This is a genomic window from Pseudomonas sp. CFBP 8772, assembly GCF_014841665.1.
Taxonomy (GTDB): domain Bacteria; phylum Pseudomonadota; class Gammaproteobacteria; order Pseudomonadales; family Pseudomonadaceae; genus Aquipseudomonas; species Aquipseudomonas graminis_B.
In genome coordinates this window covers 105,909-127,693 of sequence record NZ_JACYUI010000011.1, presented here as the reverse complement: position 1 = coordinate 127,693, position 21,785 = coordinate 105,909, and the positions used below count along the sequence as shown (strand labels likewise).

Annotated in this window: 15 protein-coding genes; 3 read left to right on the top strand and 12 right to left on the bottom strand. The window is 60.8% G+C overall.

What is annotated here, in order from left to right:
• The first annotated feature begins 68 nt into the window (after positions 1 to 68).
• Positions 69 to 1,103: a histone deacetylase family protein gene (locus IFT99_RS20570; protein WP_192134739.1), complete on the top strand. Its 1,035-nt coding sequence runs from the start codon at positions 69 to 71 to the stop codon at positions 1,101 to 1,103.
• Positions 1,100 to 2,191 carry a polyamine ABC transporter substrate-binding protein gene (locus IFT99_RS20565; RefSeq protein WP_192134738.1) on the top strand — a complete coding sequence of 364 codons (1,092 nt, stop codon included), beginning with the start codon at positions 1,100 to 1,102 and terminating at the stop codon, positions 2,189 to 2,191. The genes IFT99_RS20570 and IFT99_RS20565 overlap by 4 nt, the downstream gene beginning before the upstream one ends.
• 264 nt (positions 2,192 to 2,455) lie before the next feature.
• On the opposite strand, the gene IFT99_RS20560 is transcribed toward IFT99_RS20565, so the two are convergent.
• The 4 genes from IFT99_RS20560 to IFT99_RS20545 all read right to left on the bottom strand — a co-directional run bounded on the left by IFT99_RS20560 (position 2,456) and on the right by IFT99_RS20545 (position 7,324).
• On the bottom strand, positions 2,456 to 3,172 hold the full coding sequence (locus IFT99_RS20560) for an SDR family oxidoreductase (RefSeq protein ID WP_192134838.1): 717 nt from the start codon (positions 3,170 to 3,172) through the stop codon (positions 2,456 to 2,458).
• 210 nt (positions 3,173 to 3,382) lie between these two features.
• Positions 3,383 to 5,086, bottom strand: coding sequence for a hypothetical protein (locus IFT99_RS20555; protein WP_192134736.1), 1,704 nt, complete (start codon positions 5,084 to 5,086; stop codon positions 3,383 to 3,385).
• 161 nt (positions 5,087 to 5,247) lie between these two features.
• Positions 5,248 to 6,273: a type III secretion system chaperone gene (locus tag IFT99_RS20550; protein WP_192134734.1), complete on the bottom strand. Its 1,026-nt coding sequence runs from the start codon at positions 6,271 to 6,273 to the stop codon at positions 5,248 to 5,250.
• Positions 6,274 to 6,502: 229 nt separating this feature from the next.
• Complete coding sequence (locus IFT99_RS20545; RefSeq protein ID WP_192134732.1) at positions 6,503 to 7,324, bottom strand: SDR family oxidoreductase; 822 nt, start codon at positions 7,322 to 7,324, stop codon at positions 6,503 to 6,505.
• A gap of 177 nt (positions 7,325 to 7,501) precedes the next feature.
• On the opposite strand from IFT99_RS20545, the gene IFT99_RS20540 reads away from it, so the two are divergent.
• Complete coding sequence (locus IFT99_RS20540) at positions 7,502 to 8,272, top strand: SDR family NAD(P)-dependent oxidoreductase (RefSeq protein ID WP_192134729.1); 771 nt, start codon at positions 7,502 to 7,504, stop codon at positions 8,270 to 8,272.
• A 32-nt stretch (positions 8,273 to 8,304) separates the two neighbouring features.
• Here IFT99_RS20540 and IFT99_RS20535 read toward each other — a convergent pair whose 3' ends face one another.
• From IFT99_RS20535 to IFT99_RS20500, 8 genes are all read right to left on the bottom strand, one after another.
• Positions 8,305 to 9,168: a hypothetical protein gene (locus IFT99_RS20535; RefSeq protein ID WP_192134727.1), complete on the bottom strand. Its 864-nt coding sequence runs from the start codon at positions 9,166 to 9,168 to the stop codon at positions 8,305 to 8,307.
• Positions 9,165 to 10,154, bottom strand: coding sequence for an alginate O-acetyltransferase AlgX-related protein (locus IFT99_RS20530; RefSeq protein WP_192134725.1), 990 nt, complete (start codon positions 10,152 to 10,154; stop codon positions 9,165 to 9,167). Before IFT99_RS20530 ends, IFT99_RS20535 begins: the two co-directional genes overlap by 4 nt.
• The gene (locus IFT99_RS20525) at positions 10,151 to 10,816 is read right to left on the bottom strand and encodes an alginate O-acetyltransferase AlgF (RefSeq protein WP_141695097.1); all 666 of its coding nucleotides are present in this window, start codon (positions 10,814 to 10,816) and stop codon (positions 10,151 to 10,153) included. The genes IFT99_RS20530 and IFT99_RS20525 overlap by 4 nt, the downstream gene beginning before the upstream one ends.
• A gap of 8 nt (positions 10,817 to 10,824) precedes the next feature.
• Complete coding sequence (locus tag IFT99_RS20520) at positions 10,825 to 13,401, bottom strand: NfrA family protein (protein WP_192134723.1); 2,577 nt, start codon at positions 13,399 to 13,401, stop codon at positions 10,825 to 10,827.
• On the bottom strand, positions 13,398 to 15,506 hold the full coding sequence (locus IFT99_RS20515) for a glycosyl transferase family protein (protein ID WP_192134721.1): 2,109 nt from the start codon (positions 15,504 to 15,506) through the stop codon (positions 13,398 to 13,400). The genes IFT99_RS20520 and IFT99_RS20515 overlap by 4 nt, the downstream gene beginning before the upstream one ends.
• Positions 15,507 to 15,518: 12 nt before the next feature.
• Positions 15,519 to 17,732, bottom strand: coding sequence for a hypothetical protein (locus tag IFT99_RS20510; protein ID WP_192134719.1), 2,214 nt, complete (start codon positions 17,730 to 17,732; stop codon positions 15,519 to 15,521).
• Between the two features lie 39 nt (positions 17,733 to 17,771).
• Positions 17,772 to 18,944: a non-hydrolyzing UDP-N-acetylglucosamine 2-epimerase gene (gene wecB, locus IFT99_RS20505; protein ID WP_065986502.1), complete on the bottom strand. Its 1,173-nt coding sequence runs from the start codon at positions 18,942 to 18,944 to the stop codon at positions 17,772 to 17,774.
• Positions 18,945 to 19,834: 890 nt separating this feature from the next.
• The gene (locus IFT99_RS20500; protein WP_192134717.1) at positions 19,835 to 21,457 is read right to left on the bottom strand and encodes a methyl-accepting chemotaxis protein; all 1,623 of its coding nucleotides are present in this window, start codon (positions 21,455 to 21,457) and stop codon (positions 19,835 to 19,837) included.
• Positions 21,458 to 21,785: the final 328 nt, after the last annotated feature.

Genomic DNA, 21,785 nt, shown 5'->3' with positions numbered 1-21,785 from the left:
TTACCGTTCTCATAAGCTGCGCCCAGGGCAAGACTGTATTGACCGATACAGCCTGCGGAGAACAACCAATGCTGACCATCTACTCGGATGATCACCACCTGCACCACGGCCGCTGTGAGCTGATGGACGGGCAGTTGATGCCCTGCTTCGAAATGCCCTCACGCGCCGATCATGTATTACAACGGGTCAGGGACCGTCAACTTGGCGAGGTACAGGCGCCGCAGGACTTTGGCCTGGAACCGCTGCAACGCGTTCATAGCCGGGAGTACCTGGATTTCTTCAAGGGTGCCTGGGCGCGCTGGACCGAATTTGGTCAGGACGGCGACCTCTTGCCCTACACCTGGCCCGCCCGCACCCTGCGCCGCGTGTTACCCGAAAGCCTGCATGGTCAACTCGGTTATTACAGCTTCGACGGCGGAGCGCCAATCACCGCCGGCACGTGGCAGGCAGCCTACTCGGCGGCGCAGGTCGCGCTTAGCGCCCAACAGGCGATTCAGCAAGGGGCCCACAGTGCGTTCGCCCTGTGCCGCCCACCGGGACACCACGCAGCTGGCGACTTGATGGGCGGTTATTGCTACCTCAACAATGCCGCAATTGCCGCCCAGGCCTTTCTTGATCAAGACCACAAAAAGGTCGCGATTCTGGATGTGGACTACCACCACGGCAACGGCACCCAGTCGATTTTCTATGCGCGCAGCGACGTGCTGTTTACCTCGATCCACGGCCACCCGGAAGCGGAGTTTCCGTTTTTCCTGGGCTATGCCGACGAGTCGGGTGAAGGCGCCGGTGCCGGCTTTAACTTCAACTACCCTCTGCCGGCCGGTTCCGGCTGGGAGACCTGGAGCGCGGCGCTTGAGCAAGCCTGCACAGAAATTGATCGTTATGGCGCCGACATCATCGTCGTCTCCCTGGGCGTGGATACATTCAAGGACGATCCGATCTCGACATTCAAACTCGACAGCGAGGATTATCTGGCGATGGGCGCACGCATCTCCCGCTTGGGTAAACCTACGCTGTTCGTGATGGAAGGCGGCTACGCGGTGGAAGAAATCGGCATCAATGCCGTCAACGTTCTCGAAGGTTTTGAAGGGGCTGCCCAATGAACATGTTCAAGTCACTTATCCTCTGCACTGCCGTTATCAGCGGCATGGCTCATGCCGAAGAGAAAACCCTGCGGGTCTACAACTGGTTCGACTACATCACCCCCAAGGCGCTGGAGGACTTCAAGGCGCACAATCCCAGCCTTAAATTGGTGTACGACATCTTCGACACTAATGAAGCGTTGGAAGCCAAGCTGCTCACCGGCAACTCAGGGTATGACGTGGTAGTGCCATCCAACGTGTTCCTGGCCAAGCAGATCGAAGCCGGAATATTCCAGCCGCTGGACCGCAGCCAATTGCCGAACTGGAACCACCTCGATCCCAAGCTGATGAAGCTGATCGAGGCCAACGATCCGGGCAATAAATTCGCCGTGCCTTACATGTACGGCACCATCCTGATCGGCTTCAACCCGGACAAAGTCAAGGCCGCCCTGGGTGCCGATGCGCCAGTGGACAGCTGGGACCTGATTTTCAAGGAAGAAAACATCAGCAAGCTCAAGTCCTGCGGTGTAGCGCTGCTGGACTCGCCCTCGGAAATCCTGCCCCTGGCCCTGCAGCACTTGGGCCTCGACCCCAACAGCAGCAACCCCAAGGACTATGTGAGGGCCGAAGCGCTGCTGATGAAAATCCGCCCCTATATCACCTACTTCCATTCCTCTAAATACATGGCAGATATCGCCAACGGTGACATCTGCGTCGCGGTCGGTTACTCCGGCAGCTTTTCCCAAGCCGCCAACCGCGCTAAAGAGGCCAGGAACGGCGTGACCGTAGACATGCGTCTGCCCAAGGAAGGCGCACCCATCTGGTTTGACATGCTCGCCATTCCCAAGGGAGCCAAGAACCCACAAGACGCCTACACATTCATCAACTACCTGCTGCAGCCGCAGGTGATTGCGCCCATCAGCGATTTTGTCGGCTACCCCAATCCCAACAAAGACGCTACCGAACAGGTTGATCCGTCGATTCGCAACAACCCCAACCTGTACCCCACCGAGGCCGCGATGGCCACGCTCTATACGCTCAAGCCTCTGGGTCGTGACGCCGAACGCGCCCGCACGCGGGCTTGGACCAAGATCAAGTCAGGCACTTGATACGTTGCCGTTATACGTAGCGGGGCGAACTGGATGACCAAGCTTTCATCTGCGGTAAAGCGTGGTATGCGCTTTCAAGGTGTCCGCAGTGGTCGGTTTACCGTGGGAAATGGTCAGCTTTTGAAAAGAGCCCATTGATTAGCGATCTTGGGTCGAGAACGGTTTAGGTTCAGCAGGGATATGGGCGTCTGCTTTCGGCCCAGGCTGTGTGAAAACTCCGAGAAATAGATAAACGCCCACATACGAGAAATATCTCTCTCAACGCTATCTGCCACCGAGACTTCCTCCGCCATCGACGCTGATCACTTGGCCCGTCACGAAGGATGCTCCGTCACTCAGAAGGAAGGTAATCAAGGAGGCAACTTCGGACGGGGTCCCCAGCCTTTGCATTGGAATCGTGGAAAGTATTTTACGCTCGCCTTCACTGCCAACAGGCCTGGTTTTTCGAAACAGCTCGGTTTCTATCGGGCCAGGCGCGACCGCATTGACCGTGATACCGATGGGCGCCAACTCAAGTGCCCAAGTACGAGTAATACCCACCAAGGCGCTTTTTGCGGCAGCGTAGGCAGTTCTGTCTCGGGCTCCAAAAATGGCCCGACTGCATACATTCACTATCCGTCCCGCAGGAGATTGCTTGAGTGACGGCAGGCAAGCCTGTGTTACCTGTACAGAGGCTCGAACATTCAAGTCCATAACTCTTTGAAGCGTTTCGAGATCAAGATCTTCCAGGCTTTGGGGGGCAGCGACACCTGCATTATTGACGACGGCATCGATGGACGTTCGCTCTAGCAACTGCTGAAGCATTTCACCCGTCTGTTTAGTGTCGGCTAAATCACAGAGCAATAGCTTCCCAGGAAAGTTGTCAATGGGATGTCTGGCGATGCCGATCACGTTCCACCCTAACTGATTTAGATGGGTGCTGATCGCGAAACCGATTCCTTTGGTTGCGCCTGTTACCAACGCAGTTCTGCTGTTGCTCATTGTTACCTGCTCATCATCCGACTCAACATTCAAAATAACCCGGGGTCTGTGGGTGATAGTGTCGATCATCTTGCCGGTAATCGGTGTTTGGATTGGGCCCCAGATCCCCGAGGCCCCGCCCTGCCCGGTCTTGGCCAGCTTGATCTTGCTGATGATGGAGGCGGCGGATCGGGTAGGTACCTTCACCGCACGCTGACATCCCACTGCCGATTACGGCTTCCCGCTCGAGCTGTCTGCCAAGTCCATATTTATGCTCTCAGGTGCAGGCGCTGCCGCATCGCTTGGCTCGACAGGTGTGGCTAAGGCAGCGGCGGCTTGAGCGGCGGTCGGCGTCGATGTGGGCATGGGCGCGGGTCGAGCGGCAGCGGCGGCACGAGCAATGGCAGCGGCACCGGCAGCCACGGCGGCCGGCGAACGGGCAGGGCCCGCGGACGATTGGCCTACGCCCACATTAGCAAAACGGGCTTGAGACCTCATAGAGGCTTGGGCCAAGGCGGAGGTCGGCGCTGACGCTGGTTTGGGTGCAGTTCGGCTCGCCGGTGTTGCCGGGGCAAGTGTGCTGGCCTGGGCGGCTGGTTGCGGGGCCTGGGCAGGTTGAGCTGGAACCGGCTGGGCGACAGGCGCCGGCGCAATTGGAGCTGGCTGCGCTTGCGCCGGTGCTACTGGAGCTGGCTGCGCTTGCGCCGGTGCAGTTGGAGCCGGCTGCGCTTGCGCCGGCGCAACTGGAGTTGGCTGCACTTGCGCCGGTGCTACCGTGGCGGTAACACCCGCCTGGCCGCCGGTAGTCTGGGGGCTACCGGTATTCAATGCGGCGCGGGCAGCCCGGTTGGTGGCATGGGCATTGTAGGTCTTGTTGACCGTTTCGTAGGTCAAACCAAACATGGCAGCGGCGCCAGCGTTATTAAAGAACTGAGACACAGCGGGCGAGACCTTGCCCTTGGTCAGAGTGTCCAGCGCCAGGGGCAGGGCCCCTGAAATATTGTTCCAGCTCAAGCGCGCAGGAGAATGGTCAAGCAAACGCTCATAATCCTTGAGCGGTAACAATTTGCTTGCATCGGTCTGAAGCTTTTGCGTATCGCCCACTTCAGCAAGGCTGGCGTGCTTGCCCCGGTAGGCATCCACTGTCTCGATCGCGGTGTTAGCCAAGGCGCGTATGCCCGCCACCGTGTTGATCGCGCTGTTGAGCGCCGCGCCGGTCAGTGGTTTGCCATGCTCATCATTAACCGTTGGGCCCGCCGCCGATTGCCCGGCGGGCAAGGCATGGCCGATCACCGCATCTTGCAGGTAACCCATGGCCAGGGTCATCGCTGAGTACGTCCAGGCATTGGCGTTCATATGATCGGAATTGACACCATGGGTGCTCGTGCCGTTGCTGCTGGTGGTGGTGGAGACGGTCGCCTGCAAGGTTTCGCGGCTGGCGGCGTAGGTCAGATTGCGCATCTGGGTGGCCAGCACCCGGGCAGCCAGGGCGCCATCGCCATGGCTGTGGCTCAGCGCGGACATCACCAGGAAAGCGGCGTCGGCCACGATCTCGTTGCGCGTCACATTGCGCGAGTCACTCTTATGTTCGGCTGTGAGCGCGGCTTTTTCAGTCGGCGTCTTGCTCTGCCACTGCTCGGGGCTGAGGCCAAAGTGGCCCCTCACCCCCGCTTCCGGGTCCGGGTGGTCCAGGCGTGAATGACGATAGAGGTTCGCCGCTATCTTGGTGCCGGACACCGCCACTTGGGCGGCCATCAACGCCGGGGCACCCTGGTCCTGAAGTATTGGCAGCATGGCATTGTAGGCATGCATGAACACTTCTTCGCGGGCGAAGGTCGTGGCCCCGCAAGTCACCGCCTGTTGCAACGCGTGCCCCGCCATGGCGCCCATGGTGCGGCCCGAAGGCAGGCTGTTCCGCGTATCGTCAATGAGCATGCCACCTGTCGCCAATGCCGAGTGACCAGCGTTGCGCAAGCGGTCTTGCAGAGTAGGTGGTTGATGCCCCGCATTGCCCGCATTGCCTGCGTTGCCTGCAGACGGCTGCGTGCTGGGCAGTAGAGGGGCCGTAACGTGGTTATTGCCAATGCCGCCAACCATCAGATATTGCTCCCGTTCAAACGCCTGCCGGAGGTCGGCCCAGGCCGGTGATTACTGTCAATGCCAACGGCCAGGGTCACGAAACGCACCAGCCAGCTCGCCAGGTCGTCGCCATCGAGCCCAGTGCTGTCCCAGCGCGCTTGCAGACTGGCGCCAGCCGGTGCCAGGGCGACGCCACATTGGGCGCCGGTCATCAAGTACAGATTGCTCTGCAAAGCGGCGCCGCGTTGCTCATTGCCGTTCAGGGCAACCGCCACCGGCGTGCTGAGCAACAGGTGGCGTTGGTCGGGGTCGGCGATGATGTCGATGTAGCGATCATTCACCTTAAGCGAGCCCACGCTACCGAACGCCTGGCCTGGCAGCGGCACTTGCAAAGCGGTGAAGGCCCGCTCAAGCAAAGGGCGGTGCCACTGGTCGTTGATCTGCTGCTGAGCGATGGCGTCGACCTTCTCGCCCAGCTGCGCCAATTGCGAGTTGGCCGGTGCCATATCCGCCGAGGGCTGTTCGGGAGGATTCTCGCTGGCGTTGGCGGCAGCTATCAGCGTGACCAGCAGGCTGGCCCCCAGCGCTTGCATCTGCTCGAGAGCCTTGATCAGCGCCTGGCTGTCGTTATGGTGGTAGAAGGGCAATTGCTTGACCAGCAGCGTGGCGCCGCTTGCATCCTGGGCCCACACGCAGGTGTCCAGGGCCATGCTCACGCAGTTGGCGCGCAGCAGGGCCTCGCGCCAAAGCAAAGGGCTGATCCCGGTCGGCGACTGAATGAACCCCAGCAGGGACCATCTGGGCGGTTCCTCTTGCTGGCGGACCATCACCACGTTCAAGGGTGACAGCGTCAGCATGCCGTAGCGTGTGAAAGTGGCGGCTGCCTGGGGCGACAGGCCCAGTGCGCGGGCCACTTCGGTCAGCCAGGAGCGGGTGTCGTCCCCCATTGGCGGGAGGCCGTTTAGCGTCGTGTCGGCGGGCGCATTGCGGGCCCGGGGCGAGCGAGACGGCGTAGAAAAACGCAGGTTGGGGTCTGTGAGCATGAAATCACCAATCCGTCAGCGCCTTCTTCTAAAGCGCCCTGGCACGTGGAAAGCTGCTACCTGGGGCGTTACAAGCAGGCAAGGCATGTTCGTAGCTGTGTGTGGTACCAGCACGCAGATCGGTTCCCCGCCATGTACTACATTTTTGTACTGCCGAGGGGTCAAAGGCTGCTGCCAGCGATGGCCCGTTATCGGGCAGAACCGTCTCTCGCCCCCGCGACATTAATGCCTAGGTTTCGCTGTCATCTACGATTGCGGGAGTCGCAGCCGTTCCGGCCAACAGCCCACCATCAATGTTGAACTCACTGCCCGTGATGTACGTGGCTTCATCCGACGCGAGCAACAAGGCCAGAGCGGCCACTTCTTCAGCCATTCCGAATCGCCTGAGCGGCGTGTCTCGAACCAGCGCAGCCATTCGCGCTTCGCGACCGGCATCGCTGCCTAACATGGGTTCCCACATGGGGGTCAGAATGGCCGCCGGGTGTATCGAGTTGCATCTAACCTTCAGCCCTTGTTCGGCGCAGTAAAGCGCCACCGTTTTAGTGTGATTGCGGACGGCAGCTTTGGAGGACGCATACGCGGCGGCACCTGGAATACCCACCAGACCGGAGCGAGAGGAGATGTTGACGATGGAACCGGCGCCTGACGGGCGCATGGAGCGAATGGCGTATTTGCATCCGAGGAATACACCGTCGAGATTGGTTTGATGCACCGAACGCCAATCTTCCAGCCGTGCATGTTCCGGGTCATGCCGCACAGCGCCATCCTCGAATCCGGTGATGCCCGCGTTATTCACGAGAACATCCCAACGGCGGCCGTCATTTGAAATCTGCCCGGCCAATCGTTGCCAATCTTCTTCACGCCGCACATCCAGACGCAGAAAACAGGCGCGCCCCCCCAACGCGCTTACAACCGCACGACCAAGCGCTTCGTTGATATCCGTGACGTAAACGAAGCAACCTTCTTGCACGAAGAGTTTTGCAATGGCGGCACCGATGCCTTGAGCCGCGCCGGTAACGACGGCTGTCTTGGAGGCCAGTTTATTTTCCATAAATGATTTTATCTCCAGGGTAAGGCGTGTAGAGCGCCCATGAGAATGAGCCAATGTCCTGTGCCATGCTCACGGTTGGCAAACAGGCTAGTCCATAACCGAACGCCACGAAACCTGAACGTCAAAACCTGACTCAGGGTCATAAAAACACTTCAGCCACGCCCCTCAAGGTGCCTTATGCGTTTGATACCTGAACTGAACAGCGAAGCTCATGTGCTGATATGCGGCGCCAGCCGGGGTATTGGCCTGGCACTGTGCGCGGCGTTGCTGGCTCGCGATGATGTGACGCAGGTATGGGGAGTATCGCGAAACGCCAGCACCTCATCAGAACTGGCAGCGCTTGCAGAACGCTATGGCCAGCGCCTGAAGCGGGTCGACTGCGACGCGCGCAATGAGCAATCCCTCGAAGCGCTCGTGAGCGAGACGCTTGCCGGATGCGACCATCTGCACCTGGTTATCAGCGCGCTGGGCATTCTTCATCAGGACGGCGCAAAACCAGAAAAGGGTTTGGCCCAGTTGACGCTTGCGAGCCTGCAGGCCAGCTTTGGGACCAACACGTTCGCGCCGATCCTGCTGCTTAAACACCTCCTCCCTTTATTGCGCAAACAACCTTCTACCTTCGCGGCGCTCTCGGCGAGGGTTGGTTCTATTGGCGATAACCGATTGGGAGGCTGGTACAGCTACAGAGCCAGCAAAGCGGCGCTCAACCAGTTGCTGCACACGGCCAGCATCGAACTGAAACGGTTGAACCCTGCCTCGACTGTCCTGGCCATACACCCAGGCACGACCGACACCGAGCTGTCTCGGCCATTCCAGGGGAACGTGCCTGAGGGCCAGTTGTTCGAACCGGCGTTCTCGGCGGACCGTATTCTTGAGGTGGTGGGCGCACATGGGCCGGCCGACAGCGGGACCTTTTGGGCCTGGGACGACACCCCCATCGTCTGGTGACGTCTCCCACGCGCGAAACGGGACGTGAATAATTACTTCGCCAACGCTTTCACCAACGCCGGCGTCACGTAATGCGGGCCATCGAACAGGTACAGCGGGTAGCCGTCATAGGCGGCGAGCTGCGGTTTGAGTTCGGCGGCCGTTGCGGAGCGGAAACCGCCGCCGTAGTTGGGGCGGAAGGCTTCGACGATGATGCGCACGCGGTCCTTGCCCAAGCGTTCGCGCAGGGTGTCGGCGTAGGTGCGGGCTACCGGTGCAGTACGGGCGTAGACCCCGACGCCGTCCTGAAAGAACACGCCGATGTCGTCTGGCAGCCATTGCTTGAGCCAGTCTGCTGTGGCGGCCGGGCCGATGTTGGCGCCGTCATAGACGCTTATCCATAACGGACGCGGAAGCTTGGCCAGCAGCGCAGGCAGCTCCTTGGCACGGGTCCAGCTGGGGTCGACTTCGGCCGGGAAGTAGTAGCCGGTCACGTGCAGCGGCGTCGGCAGTTTGGCGATGCGCTCCGAGACGGCCGCCAGTTGCTCGATGTTGTCCCGGGAGCGGTTTTCGCTGAAGTATCCCGCCAGGCCTATGATCACATCCTGAGCCCAGGGCTCTTTGGCGATACGTGCCCAATCGGGCAGGACCGGCACGCTGGGCAGACCGGTGCCAGGCACAAACGCCTGATCGTCGACCACGGTCCATTGCACCAGCAATTCTTTGGCTCCGAGCTGGTCCCATTGCCCCTTGATGCCCACTGTTTTGTTATCGGGCTGCCAGACGATGCCAACGATCCCAGGGTCCAGCCGTTTTTGCGTGGTGACGTAAAACATGGCGGTGCCTGTGACCAGTGTCGCTGCGAACAGCAGGACAGCTAGAGTCGCACGCCCGAGGCGCCCCGGGAGAATCTTCAAGGCAGGGCCTTGTTGATGCGCTGGCGCCACTGGCCCAACGACGTCACTCCCTTGGCATTCCACTGGGCGGCTGCATCGGGGCCGAGGTGGAACTGGCCCTCGTTGAATTGCCACACGATCACCTGCGGCTTGTGCTGAGCAAAGTCCGGTGATTCGAGGTATTGCAGCAGTGTTGCCCAGGGGCCGACGTCGCCAGGGTTCCAGGTCAACGTGACCGGGCGGTCCAGGGCGTTGGACAGCTTTTGGGTATAGCCGAGGTAAGGCTGCACAAAGCTGTTGCCGATGACCTGAACAGGGGCCGGGGCGTCGTCGATCAGCAGGTCTTTCTCGACCTGATGGCGCACGGTGTAAATGTCTCGGCCGATGGCTTTGCGCTTGATCGACGGCAGGAAGTTGCTGGCCAGATCGCCGAACGCGCGCTTCTCGAACCACTCCCCCAGCACTGCACCGCCGCCGGGTTCACCCTGCAGGCGATAGCGTCCGGTGATCAGTTTCGCAGTGGCATCGGCCGTGTTTTCGGCGCTCCACGCGGTCCAGTGGTAATCGGCGCGGTAAAACGCCGTCTGCTTGCCCTGCTCCGTGGCTTGGAGTATCGGCTTGATGTTCAACGTCGTCAGGCCAGCCTTCGTCAGTTCGCCTTGCAAACGGTCGTAGCGCTGCACCACGGCCGGGCTCAGAGGGTGGTCGGCAGGCAGGCGCTGGGCGTAGAACGGCGCTTTCATCGGCACCACCAGCACCACGAGCGCGATTTTCTCGCGCTCAAGTTGGTGTTGGACGTCTTTGATCAGGGCGATATCCCGGGCAATGCCGGCGTTATCGACGGTGTTCAGGCTTTCCCACGCAGGAAATAACCAGCCGCCCTGCCCGGTGATCACTGCAGAATCGGCTTGGGCAGCGGCGCCGGACAGACTCAGCAGCACACCGGCAATCAGGCCGGATACCGGAGGGCGGCGCAGGATATGGCGAGGTTTTACTAAAGAGGTCATGGGGCAGTCTGGTCAACGAGGCCAATCAGGCGGGGGGTCTGGCGTGAGCCGACCAGGAACAGGCTGTAACGGTCACCGGCCTTGAATGGCTCAAGCTTGAGCGGCAGGCTGGCGCTTTGATCGCAGCTGGCAATCAGCGTCGCCTGCACCGGATTGATAGTGCGCTGCGCCTGGCCGTTGAGCGGCAGCTGGCTAAATACGCTGGAGCCGTTGGCCAGCTTGATATCGGCTTTCTCACAGCCGGCGCTGAGGTTGTAGACGTTGAGTTCGGCACGCAAGTCTTTGCCGCGCGGCTGCGGGTCGATCACCAGCCGCGGGGCCGCTGCAGGATCGCTGCCCAGAATCACCGTGACAAAGGCGTTTTTCGGGACGTTCAGGCCCTTGAGCTCACGTTCGTTGATCGTGATGCGCAGCGGTTGCCGCGAGTCCACCACCTGGAAAGGACTGGCCACCACCGACTGCGCAGACAGGGCAACGCCGGGCTTGCGATCCACGCTCACTTGCACGGCGCCGTCGGCGGGATTGACCACCCGCACCCAGGAAGAGCCTTCCGGCAGTTTCGGTGCATAGAGTTGAGCGATTTCCGAAGCAGCCTGAGCCGCTGTCGACGCCATGCCCAGGCTCAGTCCGAGGGACATCAGCCAATACATACGAGGGTGCATATCCGTCCTCAATAGGAGTAAGTCAGACGAGCGAAAACACCTTTGGCGCGGTCATCGCCAGACACTTTCACTCGGTATTGCAGCGAAAAATCCACATAGGAGCGCGGCGCGTTGTACGCGTCTTCGCGGAACCAGTAGCGCACGTTGTTACCCACGCCGACGCCAGCCGCATGGCCGGAAGAGTAGTCGGTGCTGCCGTCGGAGCGGGTTTCGCTGTCCATCTTGGAGTCGTAGTCGAACGCGGCCACCACGTGGGGGAACGTCACCCAGCGCGAGCCGGCGCCGCCAATGGTGTAGCTGCGACCACCCTGCCATTCGCTGTTGATGTAATTGCGCGAGTCGTTGACGTAATGACCGGTTTCGGCGAACAACTGCGACGTCCACCAACTGGGGACATCAACCCGCAAATCGGTGCCGATGCTGGAGCCGTAACCCAGGCGCAACAGCCAGTCGCCTTCGACGTCGGAAGAACCCAGGGGAAAGGTGCGTTCCACGGCCGCCATGACGTTCAACGAGGTGAACGGCTTGACCCGCACGCCCAAAGCGCCTTGCAGTGCATCCAGGCCCGTGTCCGAATCGCTGTTTTTGCTCCACAGCGTGTCGGTGACCCGGCCATACAGTTCGACGAAACGGGCGTTGCGGTAACCCAGCGGACGCCACGATAGTTCGGTGCTGTTCTGCAGGCTGTCGTTGCTGCTACTGCCACTGCCGCTGTTGCCATTATTGCTGCCAGTGCTGGGCGCCGAGCTCAGGCCACTGGTGGAACTGTTGCCGCGATAACTGGTGGTGCTGGTCAGGCCCCAGGTGCGCGACACATCGGCCACGGCGCGACGGGTGTCGAACAGCTGCTGGTCGGTCATGTCCAGTTCGCCGCTATTTTTGGCGTCGATAACCCGCTTGAAATAGCCGACAGCGTGTTCGTCGTCACTGACCCGCATCGCGTTGTAGGCCGCGTCCTGAGTCGCTGTCGGCGCGAGAGGCGTGGCAGCGTCAGCCTTGCGGAATGACTCATGGGCGCTGTCATCGTCGCCGGCCTGTACCGACAGGTAAGCCACTTGCAGATCGCTCATGCCATCCAGTTCGCCAGCGTCGCGGGCGACCTGAAGGCGTTCCCGCGCCGTACGACGCTGCCCCAGGGCAGCATAGAGACTGGCTTCTTCATACGTGGGCAGGCTGCCCAAGGCCAGGGCCTGGGTGAAGTCCTTGCGGGCACCGGCATCGTCACCGGTCTGCTGCTTCAACCGACCGCGCTGGGCCAGCAGACGGGCGTCGTCGCCATTGGCTTGCAGGCCATCGCTGGCCGCAGATATGGCTTCGGGCAGGCGCTTCTGCTCGGTCAGGGCGCTGACCAAGAGGCTGCGATATGCCGGATTCTGCGGCGCCCGGCGAATGGCTTCGCTGGCCAGGGCCGCAGCCGAAGCGGCGTCCTTGCGGGCCAGCGCAGCGTAAGCCTGCACGGCCGTGTCCGTGCCGCCATCGCGCTGGTTGCCCGGCCAGATATCGCAGATCAGGCCGAATGCGCTTTCCTGGCAGTTAAGGGCCGGGGCCGGAAAACGCGTCGCGGTTTTCAGGCCATTGTCCTTCTGGCGCAACGCAACCTGGGCGGCGGCGCGACGGCGGGCGACTTCACCGCCCGTGTCGGCGGGCAGTTTTTGCAATTGATCCAGAGCCTGCTGCGGCTCGTTGTTGGCCAGCGCCAGGTCGGCGGCGAAAAAGCGAATCTCGCGCACCTCAGAGTCCAGCAAGCCTTCAATGGACAAGGCCCGGTTCAGGTCAGCCTGTGCCGCCTGGGTCTTGCCCTGACGATCCAGGGCGTAGCTGCGCAGAATCCATGGCGCGGTTTCGCCATCGTCCTGGGCCAGCGCGCCGGTGGCGGCCAGTTCGGCGGCGCGATAATCCTTGTTGGCGATCAGCGCGCTGATCAGCAACTGCTGGTGAGCGCCGATTTCCGGTGCCCAGGCCACGGCCTTGCGGGCTTGATCCACGGCCAGCGGCAGGTTGCCTTGTTCCAGCGCGCGATAACCGGCGATGGCCAGTGGCGCGGCGAGCTGACGGCGAATCGCTTCGCGACGCATCAGCAAGGTGTCGTCATCCGGGAACACCCGCAGGGCTTCGGTGGTGGCCTGATCGGCTTCCTCCAGATGCTGTTGGCGTTGCAGGGACTCGATCAGCAGCAGGCGGTAATCCATGCGCCTGGGTGCCTGGGCGATCGCTTTGCGAGCGGCCTGCGCGGCGACGCCGAAGTTTTCGCGATCGTAGGCCTTGAACGCTTGGGCCGCCGCGCTGAAACCGGGGGCCGGGCGCGAAGGCGACTGCGGGTAGCGCTTGGGGTTGTCGCGTTGTTCCTTGTCTCGTTGCGCCTGCACGATCAGCCGGTTCAGACGGGTGACATCGGCGCGCTGACGCAAGGCTTCGCGCGCTTTGGCGATGGCCAGGTCGTAGTCCTTGCGATCGTAGGCGCTGTAGGCCTCATTGGCCGCCTGATACGCGGGACCGGTCAACGGCAGCGGCAGAATTTCGCCATGCACCAGCGCAGGCAAAAGGGTCAGCCCCGTGGCCATGAGCGTCAGGAAAGGGCGGTTCATGCCGGGAGCTCCGTTGGGTAATGACTGTGCTGACGGGCCACGGCCTGTTCGATGGTGGTCCGAGGCAGCACGCCGCTGTCGACGAGATAGTCGCCGATGCGCCCGTGGTGCTGCGGGCGGTAATTGAGCATGGTGCGGTTGAACACGTCGCGATCCAGCAGCCCCATTTCGATCAACAGGTCGCCCAGCATCGGTGCGCGGGCGTTGGGCACCGGTTGGCCGTCGAGCGCATAGACGTTTCGCAGTTGCGCGACGATCTCGCTTTCACGGGCAATCAGCTGCACCGGCTCGCTGCCCAGCTCATCGCTGATCTGTTGCAGGCCTTCAGCAGACAGCGGGCTGGCGACGGCGATCTGCCCGCGGCCCTCCTCGTTGGTCCCCAGTGGCACAACACGCCAGCGCAGGGCGAACTCGTCGGCCAGCAGCGATGGATTGGCTTTGTGGGCCACATCGAACACCCGCGGCAGATCGTTCTGAAACGCGATGGCTTCCGCCAGGGTTTCGTCATCCAGCCAGCCGTGGCTGAGCAAAATGCGGCCCAGTGGCATGTGGCGGGTTTGTTGTTCGTCCAGTGCGGTTTGCAGATTGCTGTCGTTGATGGCCTGCCAGGACAACAACACGCTGCCCAGTTTGCGCGGTGCGGCAGCGACCAGGTCGGTGGACGGGAAGTCGTGCATGGTCTTGTCCCAGACCAGCTTGCGGTTGAGCACCTTGCCCACCAGAAACATGCGCCACGCCCGGGAGGCGGCCATGAAGTTGACGAAGTTGCCCACCACCATGCGCGGGAGCGACAGCAAGCCGTGCTGCCAGCCGTACAGCACCGTGGTGAAGTAGCAGCGGTGCAGGATGCGCCAGCCCAGGGCCAGGCCGTTGGCAATCAGCAGGTACTTGATCCAGCCGTTGGATTCGAACGGCGTCGGGAAGCTCACGTTCCACAGCCCGCTCTGGCGCAGGATAATCAGCGCCACCAGTTGCACCAGGATCACGTAGGCCAGGATGCTGACAAACGCTGTGACCACGCCCTTGCGGTCGCGAAACAGCAGGTAACGGTTGGCCAGCGAGCCGTTCCAGCCCATCTGCTCCCAGCCTTGCAGGCCGATGCCCAGGGTCCAGCGCGCTTTCTGGCGGAACGCCGTGCGGAAGGTGTCCGGGAAGAATTCGCGTACGCACAGCGGCATCTTCAGGCTTGATTCGTAGGGTTTGCGGAACCACGATTTGCGCAGCACCCGGAATTCCACCGGGAAGCGCACGAAGATGGCGTTCATGCCGACCTTGGCCAGGCGTGCGCCAACGTCGTAGTCCTCGGTGAGGCTGTCGGTGTTGAACGGCTGGTTCTGGGTTTCCCCGGCCAGCACTCTCAGGGCCCGGTGCGAGAAGCAGGTACCGACGCCGGCCGAGGGCACGGTATCGGTCATGCTTTCACGGACCACCAGGTCCTTGCCATGCCATTCGGCAAACTCGTCCATGTACGTACCGGCCACCCATTCGTACCAGTTGCGTTCCAGGGAAACGACCGGCAGCTGGATCATGTCCTTGCGTGGCAACAGGTAGTTGAACAGGCGCAGTTCCAGCGGATGCAGCACGTCTTCGCTGTCGTGCAGCACGACACCGGCGAAGGTCATGCCGTGGGTTTGTTCATGCAGGAAAATCGCCTGAATCACCCAGTTCAGGCAGTCAGCCTTGCAGGTCGGCCCGGCATGGGGGACTTCCACGCGGTGCAATTGCTTGTAACGCCGACGCATGCGCTCCACCTCATCGATGGTGCGCTGGTCGTTGATGTAAGTGCCGACGAAGACCACGTAGTTCTGGTAGTCCAGGGTCGACACCATGTTCTCGATCATCGGCGCGATGACGTCGTATTCCAGCCAGGCCGGAACCATGATCGCCAGTGGCTGCTCATCCCGGTCCAGCAATTGCTGGGCGGTCAGTGGCCGGTATTTGCGGTCCACGGTGAACTTGCGAAACAGGCGGCGAGACCAGTACCACAAGTCAATGAACAGATCGTCCAGGCTGGAAATCAGGATCAGCACCGCGACCACAATGGTCGCGACTTCCAGGAAGCTGTAGTAATGAGCCAGCCAGTAGGGCCAATAAAGCGACGTCATCGAAGGGTTCCGTTACTGGCGATTGCGACGGGCGCTACGGCCAGCCAACATCAGGATAAGCACCAACAGGATGCCGCCGGGAATCAGCCACAACAGCGAAGGCGTGCGCCAGGCGTCCAGACCCTTTGGCTCCTCTTTGTCGATGAACTGGCTACCGCTCGGATCCTTGCTGTCGAAGGTGTTCACGACACCGTTGTCGCCCAGGATTGACACGTCGCCGCGGGTCAACAGCACGGGCTTGGCGAATACCGGGGCATCGCTGCCCAGGACGCGATAGACCAGACCGTGCTGGCCACCGGCATCCACGGCCTGCAATGACGCCAGGTGGTTGAGCGGCGACAGGTCCAGCAGCGGCTGATCCTGGTGGTTGATGCGCAGGCGACCCTGGTCATCGACGCGAACCGATTCCTTGCTGTCCTTGAGCGGCAGCTCGAAGGCCAGGAAGTCTTTGTCCGGCGTGACCGTGGCTTTAGGATCGCTGCTGACTTTGAGTTCAGCGCGCAGCGGCGAAACGCCCGCACCGTCAGCCACCGAGATCACCTGCGGCAAGCTGCTGGCCGGGTGATCCAGGTAAGCCTGGGGCACGAGGATCTGCGTGTTCGTGGCGTAACGGGCAGCCATGCCGGAGAAACCGTCATCCAGTGAAATTTTGTCGAGCACGATGTGGCTGGTCGGCAATACGGAAACCGGGAACGCTTGCGGCGTTTCCAGGCAGCGATCACTGACGGGCTGACGCTGGAACGAGACACGCAGGACGTTCTTGGAACCCAGGGCGTAGCTCGGGATACGCGCTTCGATGCGCTGTTTCTCACCGTTGGCAAGCAACTGTTGCGCGCCGATCAGGTAATCGTTGAGGAACAGTGACGCCACAGGAGCGGTGTCCGAAGCGCCAGGGGCGGCGGACACATCCATCACGGCCTTGACTGGCAGGCGACCGTCGTAGGCCACGCTGCCCAGAGGGAAGGAGGCGCTCCAGTCGGACTTGGCGAGCACGTCGATGGTGCCGGGGTTTCCGCCCAGATTGGTCAGGGCCACACGGCCGTCGGCACTCAATGGCATCTGCGCTTCGCTGACGGTCAGCGTGCGACTGCGGGCCAGTTTGTTCCAGGCGCTGCTGAACAGGGCCATGGCCTTGCCGGTCGATTCAGGGGCGATCATCAGCACCGGACGGGTGCCGAGCAATGCCAGACGGACGTTATCCGTGCCCTTGGCGGCCAAACCGGCGTTCACGTGACGCTCGCGCCATTGCGTGAACGCGCTGGCAGCTGTGGCGTCCACACCTTGAATCTGGCTTTGCAAGGCGTCCAGGGATTCGTTGATCGCCTTGAGCAATTGCGGGTCGTTGATCGCCAGGTCGGCCTGCACGTCAGGGGTCTGGCCGAGCATCAGCAATGCACCGATTTCCGCCGGGTTGGCCAGGGCATGCGGGCCCTTGCCGTTGAGGCTGGCGAAGGCCGGAATGCTCTGCAGTTCGGCCGGAATGCGCAGTGCGCTCAGGTCAACGCTGTCCTGCACGGCAGGGAACGACAGGATGCGCGCGTGTTTGCCGATCCGTTCCAGTGCAACGCCCAGGCGCCAGGCGGCGTCGTACGTGCCGACTGCCAGGCTGCCCGGCGCGACCATGATGCCCGGCTTGGCCGGCAATGCGGTCCAGGCAGCGCCGACGTCCTGCAACAGGTTGGCGTCGTAGCTGTAATTGAGGCGGGTGTCGGGTTCGATGCGCAACACGTTGCCAATCGCGCGTTCGTCTTCACACAGCACGCGAGAAACGATCGACGACCAGGCCACGCCCAGGCGTACCGAACCGCTGTTGCGAGCGGCCTTGTCCACGCCGAGCGTGGAGCTGGCATTGCCTTGCGCTTCGCTGAGGCCTTCGGCCCGTACCGGATAGCCATCCAGGGACAGCAGCAGGGTGTTGCGACCGCCCTCCCCATTCAGGTAGCTGGCATCGAAGTTCAGCGACGCATCGGACAACGGCACACCCGCCGGAACCGGCAGGTACAGTTCGCGGCGCGAATCCGTGGAGCCGAGCACGATGGGGGCGTCGATGCCCAGATCTCTCAGGCGAATCTCCCGGTGTTGCAGCGTATCGGCATTGAGTCGGTTGATCGCCTCGGTGAGCGGGCTGTCCGCCGCCAGGGCAAAGTTGGGCATGAGCGCGAGCAGGCTCACGCCACAGACAAGGGCGCTAAGTGCGCCCGTTTGGGTGGCAACGGAAGACTTCATTCAGGCAGATCTCAAGCTAATAGAGGGGTCGGGCGTTTGTTACTGGTACGTGGACGACGGGCGGTTGTCGTCCCGTGCCGGGGCGCTGTGCCCATACTCGAGGTATCTGGGCACGTGCAACTGGCCGACCACGAAGTCGTTGACCGGGCGGCCCATCAAGGCATCAACGATGCGCGAACTGGCCTTGCCGTCACCGTACGGGTTGGCCGCCTGGGACGCGCGGCGCCACAGCAGGTCGTCGTCAAACAGCGCGTTGACGCCGCTGATGATCGAGTCCGGAGAAGTGCCGACCAGCCGCACGGTGCCCGCCGCAACTGCTTCAGGCCGTTCGGTCACATCGCGCATGACCAGTACCGGTTTGCCCAGGCTTGGCGCCTCTTCCTGCACGCCGCCGGAATCGGTAAGGATCACGTGGGCGCGCTGCATCAGACGCACGAACGCGAGGTAATCCAGCGGCTCGATCAGATGCACATTGGCCAGTCCGCCTAAATGCTCGGTCACCGGGCCCAAGACGTTCGGGTTCAAGTGCACCGGGTAGACGATCTGGATATCACTGCGCTGGGCCAGTTGACGCAAGGCTTTGCAAATATCCAGGAAGCCGTCACCGAAGTTTTCCCGACGATGGCCGGTCACCAGCAGCACTTTGCGGTCGTTGCGCAGGAAGGAGAATTGCTGATCCAGACGGGTACGCAGTTCAGCGTTCTGATCAATGCGTTGAGCCGTCAACTGCAGGGCATCGATGACCGTGTTACCGGTCACGTAGGAACGCCCTTGCAAGCGCTCGCCCAGCAGATTGCGGCGCGATTCATCGGTCGGGGCGAACAGCATGTCGGCACTCAGATCGATGCAGCGGCGGTTCATCTCTTCAGGCCATGGGCTGTAGATGTCACCCGTGCGAAGACCGGCTTCGACATGCCCCACAGGGATCCGGCGATGGAAGGCGCACATCGACGCGACCATGGCGGACGTGGTGTCACCATGCACCAGCACACGGTCCGGCCGGGTGATTTCCAACACCGGATCAATGGCTCCGTACAACGCGGCTGTCAGCGAATTGAGGGTCTGGTGCGGCGTCATCACATCCAGTGTGAAATCGGCTTTCAGATCGAACAGCTCCAGCACCTGCTTGAGCATGCTCTGGTGTTGGCCGGTGATGCAGATCTGCGAGTGAATACCCGGCTCTGCAGCCAGTGCCTTTACCAGCGGGGCCATCTTGATGGCTTCCGGACGTGTACCGAAAATCGACAGGATTTTAATCCCGGAATGACTACGAGCGATGATGCCCTCCTCACACGGATGTTCCGCGCCTACTCGCTGCTCAAGGCGTCATTGCGTCTTGAACGAACTGAGAATTGAGTTTATTGGGCCGGGGACTTAATCAGAATTCAGACTTGATATTCACTTCTTGTGAGATGGCGCATTGCCTTGCTTCCCGGAGCAGTCGGGATTATTAACACTAATAGGGATGACTGCAAACACAGATGGGCAAAAAGAATGTTTAATTATTCAGTGTGAAACTTCTGAAGTCATGAACAGTCGATTAGGGGTTTTTATTTCGTTGGGAATGGAAACTTCTTGAGCAACTTAATGGGCGTTTGCCCCAGTGTTTCCGGGGGTGCCGGGATTAATAAATGCCGCCCGTCTGCCGATCTGGACCTTTTCTTATATACCGTTGTCGCGACGCGGGCTATATAGAAATACTTAATCCAATGCACCTTCGATAGTCACCGCAATGGCGCCTGTATATTGTCGAAGCCGATAGCGAGAGTGTCGGACAATACATACCCAGTTGCAAGCCTGTTATGTATCGAAAGAGAAATATATGAGGCCATCACGGGTTAGCGCTCATGCAGCACCCAGCGTCTTCGCTGGGGCGGCCTGTTCAGGGTGAGTCTTTAAGGGTGAAAAAAGTCACCTCGAACCGGCATGGTAACGATCGGGTTGTGCACCCAGCCGAACCTCGCCCGGATCCCGCGCGACTGCTTAGCCCGCCAATAGACCAGCCGGGAAGGTCACGGGGGACGCCAGGGCAGTGTTCTTCTGCCCGGCATACCGGCAAGCCTTCCGCATTCATCTTCAAGAACACATCATTTCTGACAGCCCTACAGACGGAACCGACCCACTTCCTGCTTGAGCCCTATCGCCAGCTGATTCAGATCATGGCTGCTGCGCAGAAGGTCTTGCACGGACAGATTATTCTGCTCGGACATCTGTGCAGATCGCTCGACGTTACGGGCGACGTCCTGACTGGCCGCTGTTTGCTCACGCAATGCCAGCGATATCTGTTCGACGACCACGAGCACCTGGCCAGAGCTTTCACTGATTTCGGTAATCGCCTTGCCTGCCGACTCCGCCATCTCAACGCCCTGGCTAACTTCCATCACGCCGCTGCGCATGCTCTCCACGGTATCGCGGACGCCGAGCTGGATCTTGTCGATCATCCCGGCAATTTCCTTGGTGGATTTACCGGTGTTCTGCGCCAGCAACCGCACCTCGTCGGCCACGACTGCAAAGCCGCGACCCTGCTCCCCCGCCCGCGCCGCCTCAATGGCCGCATTGAGGGCAAGCAGATTGGTTTGATCTGCGATGCCCTGAATAACACTGACGATGGTGGAAATCTGCTCGGAGTGTTGACCCAGCTCCGACACCTTGGTCGACGCATGCTGCACGGTCTTGGCGATACCATTCATGCTGGTAAGGGTGTTCTGGATGACGGCCGATCCATCCAACGATTGCTGACCAGAGCGACTGGCAAGTCCACCGGCCTCCCCCGCGTTATTGGAAACATGATTGATACTGACCGTCAGCTCTTCAACCGTGGCCGCCATCGCTGATGCTGCGTTGGATTGTTCGCTCACCGCGCCGGAAAGCTGCTGCGACGCCCCTGAGATGTTCTGCACGGACTCGATCAACTGGCTGGCAGCTTGATTGATCTGCTGGATCATTTCTCGCAAGCGAGCTTGCATACGAGCAAACGCCTTAGGCAGTTCATCGCTGGTACTGGTATCGATCACCGTGTCCAGTCTGCCCTCGGCGACTGCGGTTGCCGCGTCGATAGCCACCTGCAGGCGGGCACGGACCGTGCGGCCCAAGGCGTAAGCCAGAATGATTGCCAGAACGGCGGCAATCAGCCCACCGGCCATCAGGATCGTGATCGCGCGATCCTTGGCGTCGTTCATCTCTTGAGTGCGCCGTGCCAGCAGGGCTTCTTCCGTCTGCGACATATCTGAAATGATCCCGCGCATGCCATCCATTTTGGCTTTGTCCGCGCCACTGTCGATGCGCTGATCAACCGAATCATCGGAGTTGCCGCTTTGTGCCAATTGACGACGCTGAGCAATGATCGAATGAACATCTTCGTCCAGCCAGCGTGTTTGTAACTGCGCCAATGAAGCCAGTCGTTTCTGTTGTTCGGCGTTATCAATCGTCAATGATTTGAGCGTTGCCAACGCCTCGGAAAACTTCGCTTCACCGGCAATCTGCGGCTCAAGAAAGTTGTCCTTGCCAGTAATCACGAAGCCGCGCATGCCGGTCTCGATATTGATCAACTGTTCAAGGGCCATCTGGGACTGATTTAACACACGATACGTGTGGACGTTGCTGTTAATTGCGCTGTCGACCTGACCAAAACCACGATAGGCACTGAAGACAAGAATGCCCAGAATCACCACGATCGCGGCGAAACTGAGATAGAGCTTTTGGGTAATACTGAGTTTGCTAAACATAGGTGTGCACTTCGACAGTGGAGCATCCTTCGCTCCGGCTTTTAGTTTTTTTCGTGAACAACCTGGTCGATATCATTCCGACATCACTCTTATCGACAGCTTTCTTCGCAGCTTGAATCCGGCTGTTATTTGCCATCAAACGTGCAGCATCACGCGCGCGGAGATGGATTCGCTTTAGTCCACCCTACGCCTCTGCCCTTTTCGAGCACGGAGCGGTACTTTTTGACGGGATAAGCAGGGTCGAGGACTTCCGCCACACAGACACTGCTATTGATGGGGACGATGCAGGCAGCGCACTGGTCGCAGAGGTGCGCGACGCCTACGTGCG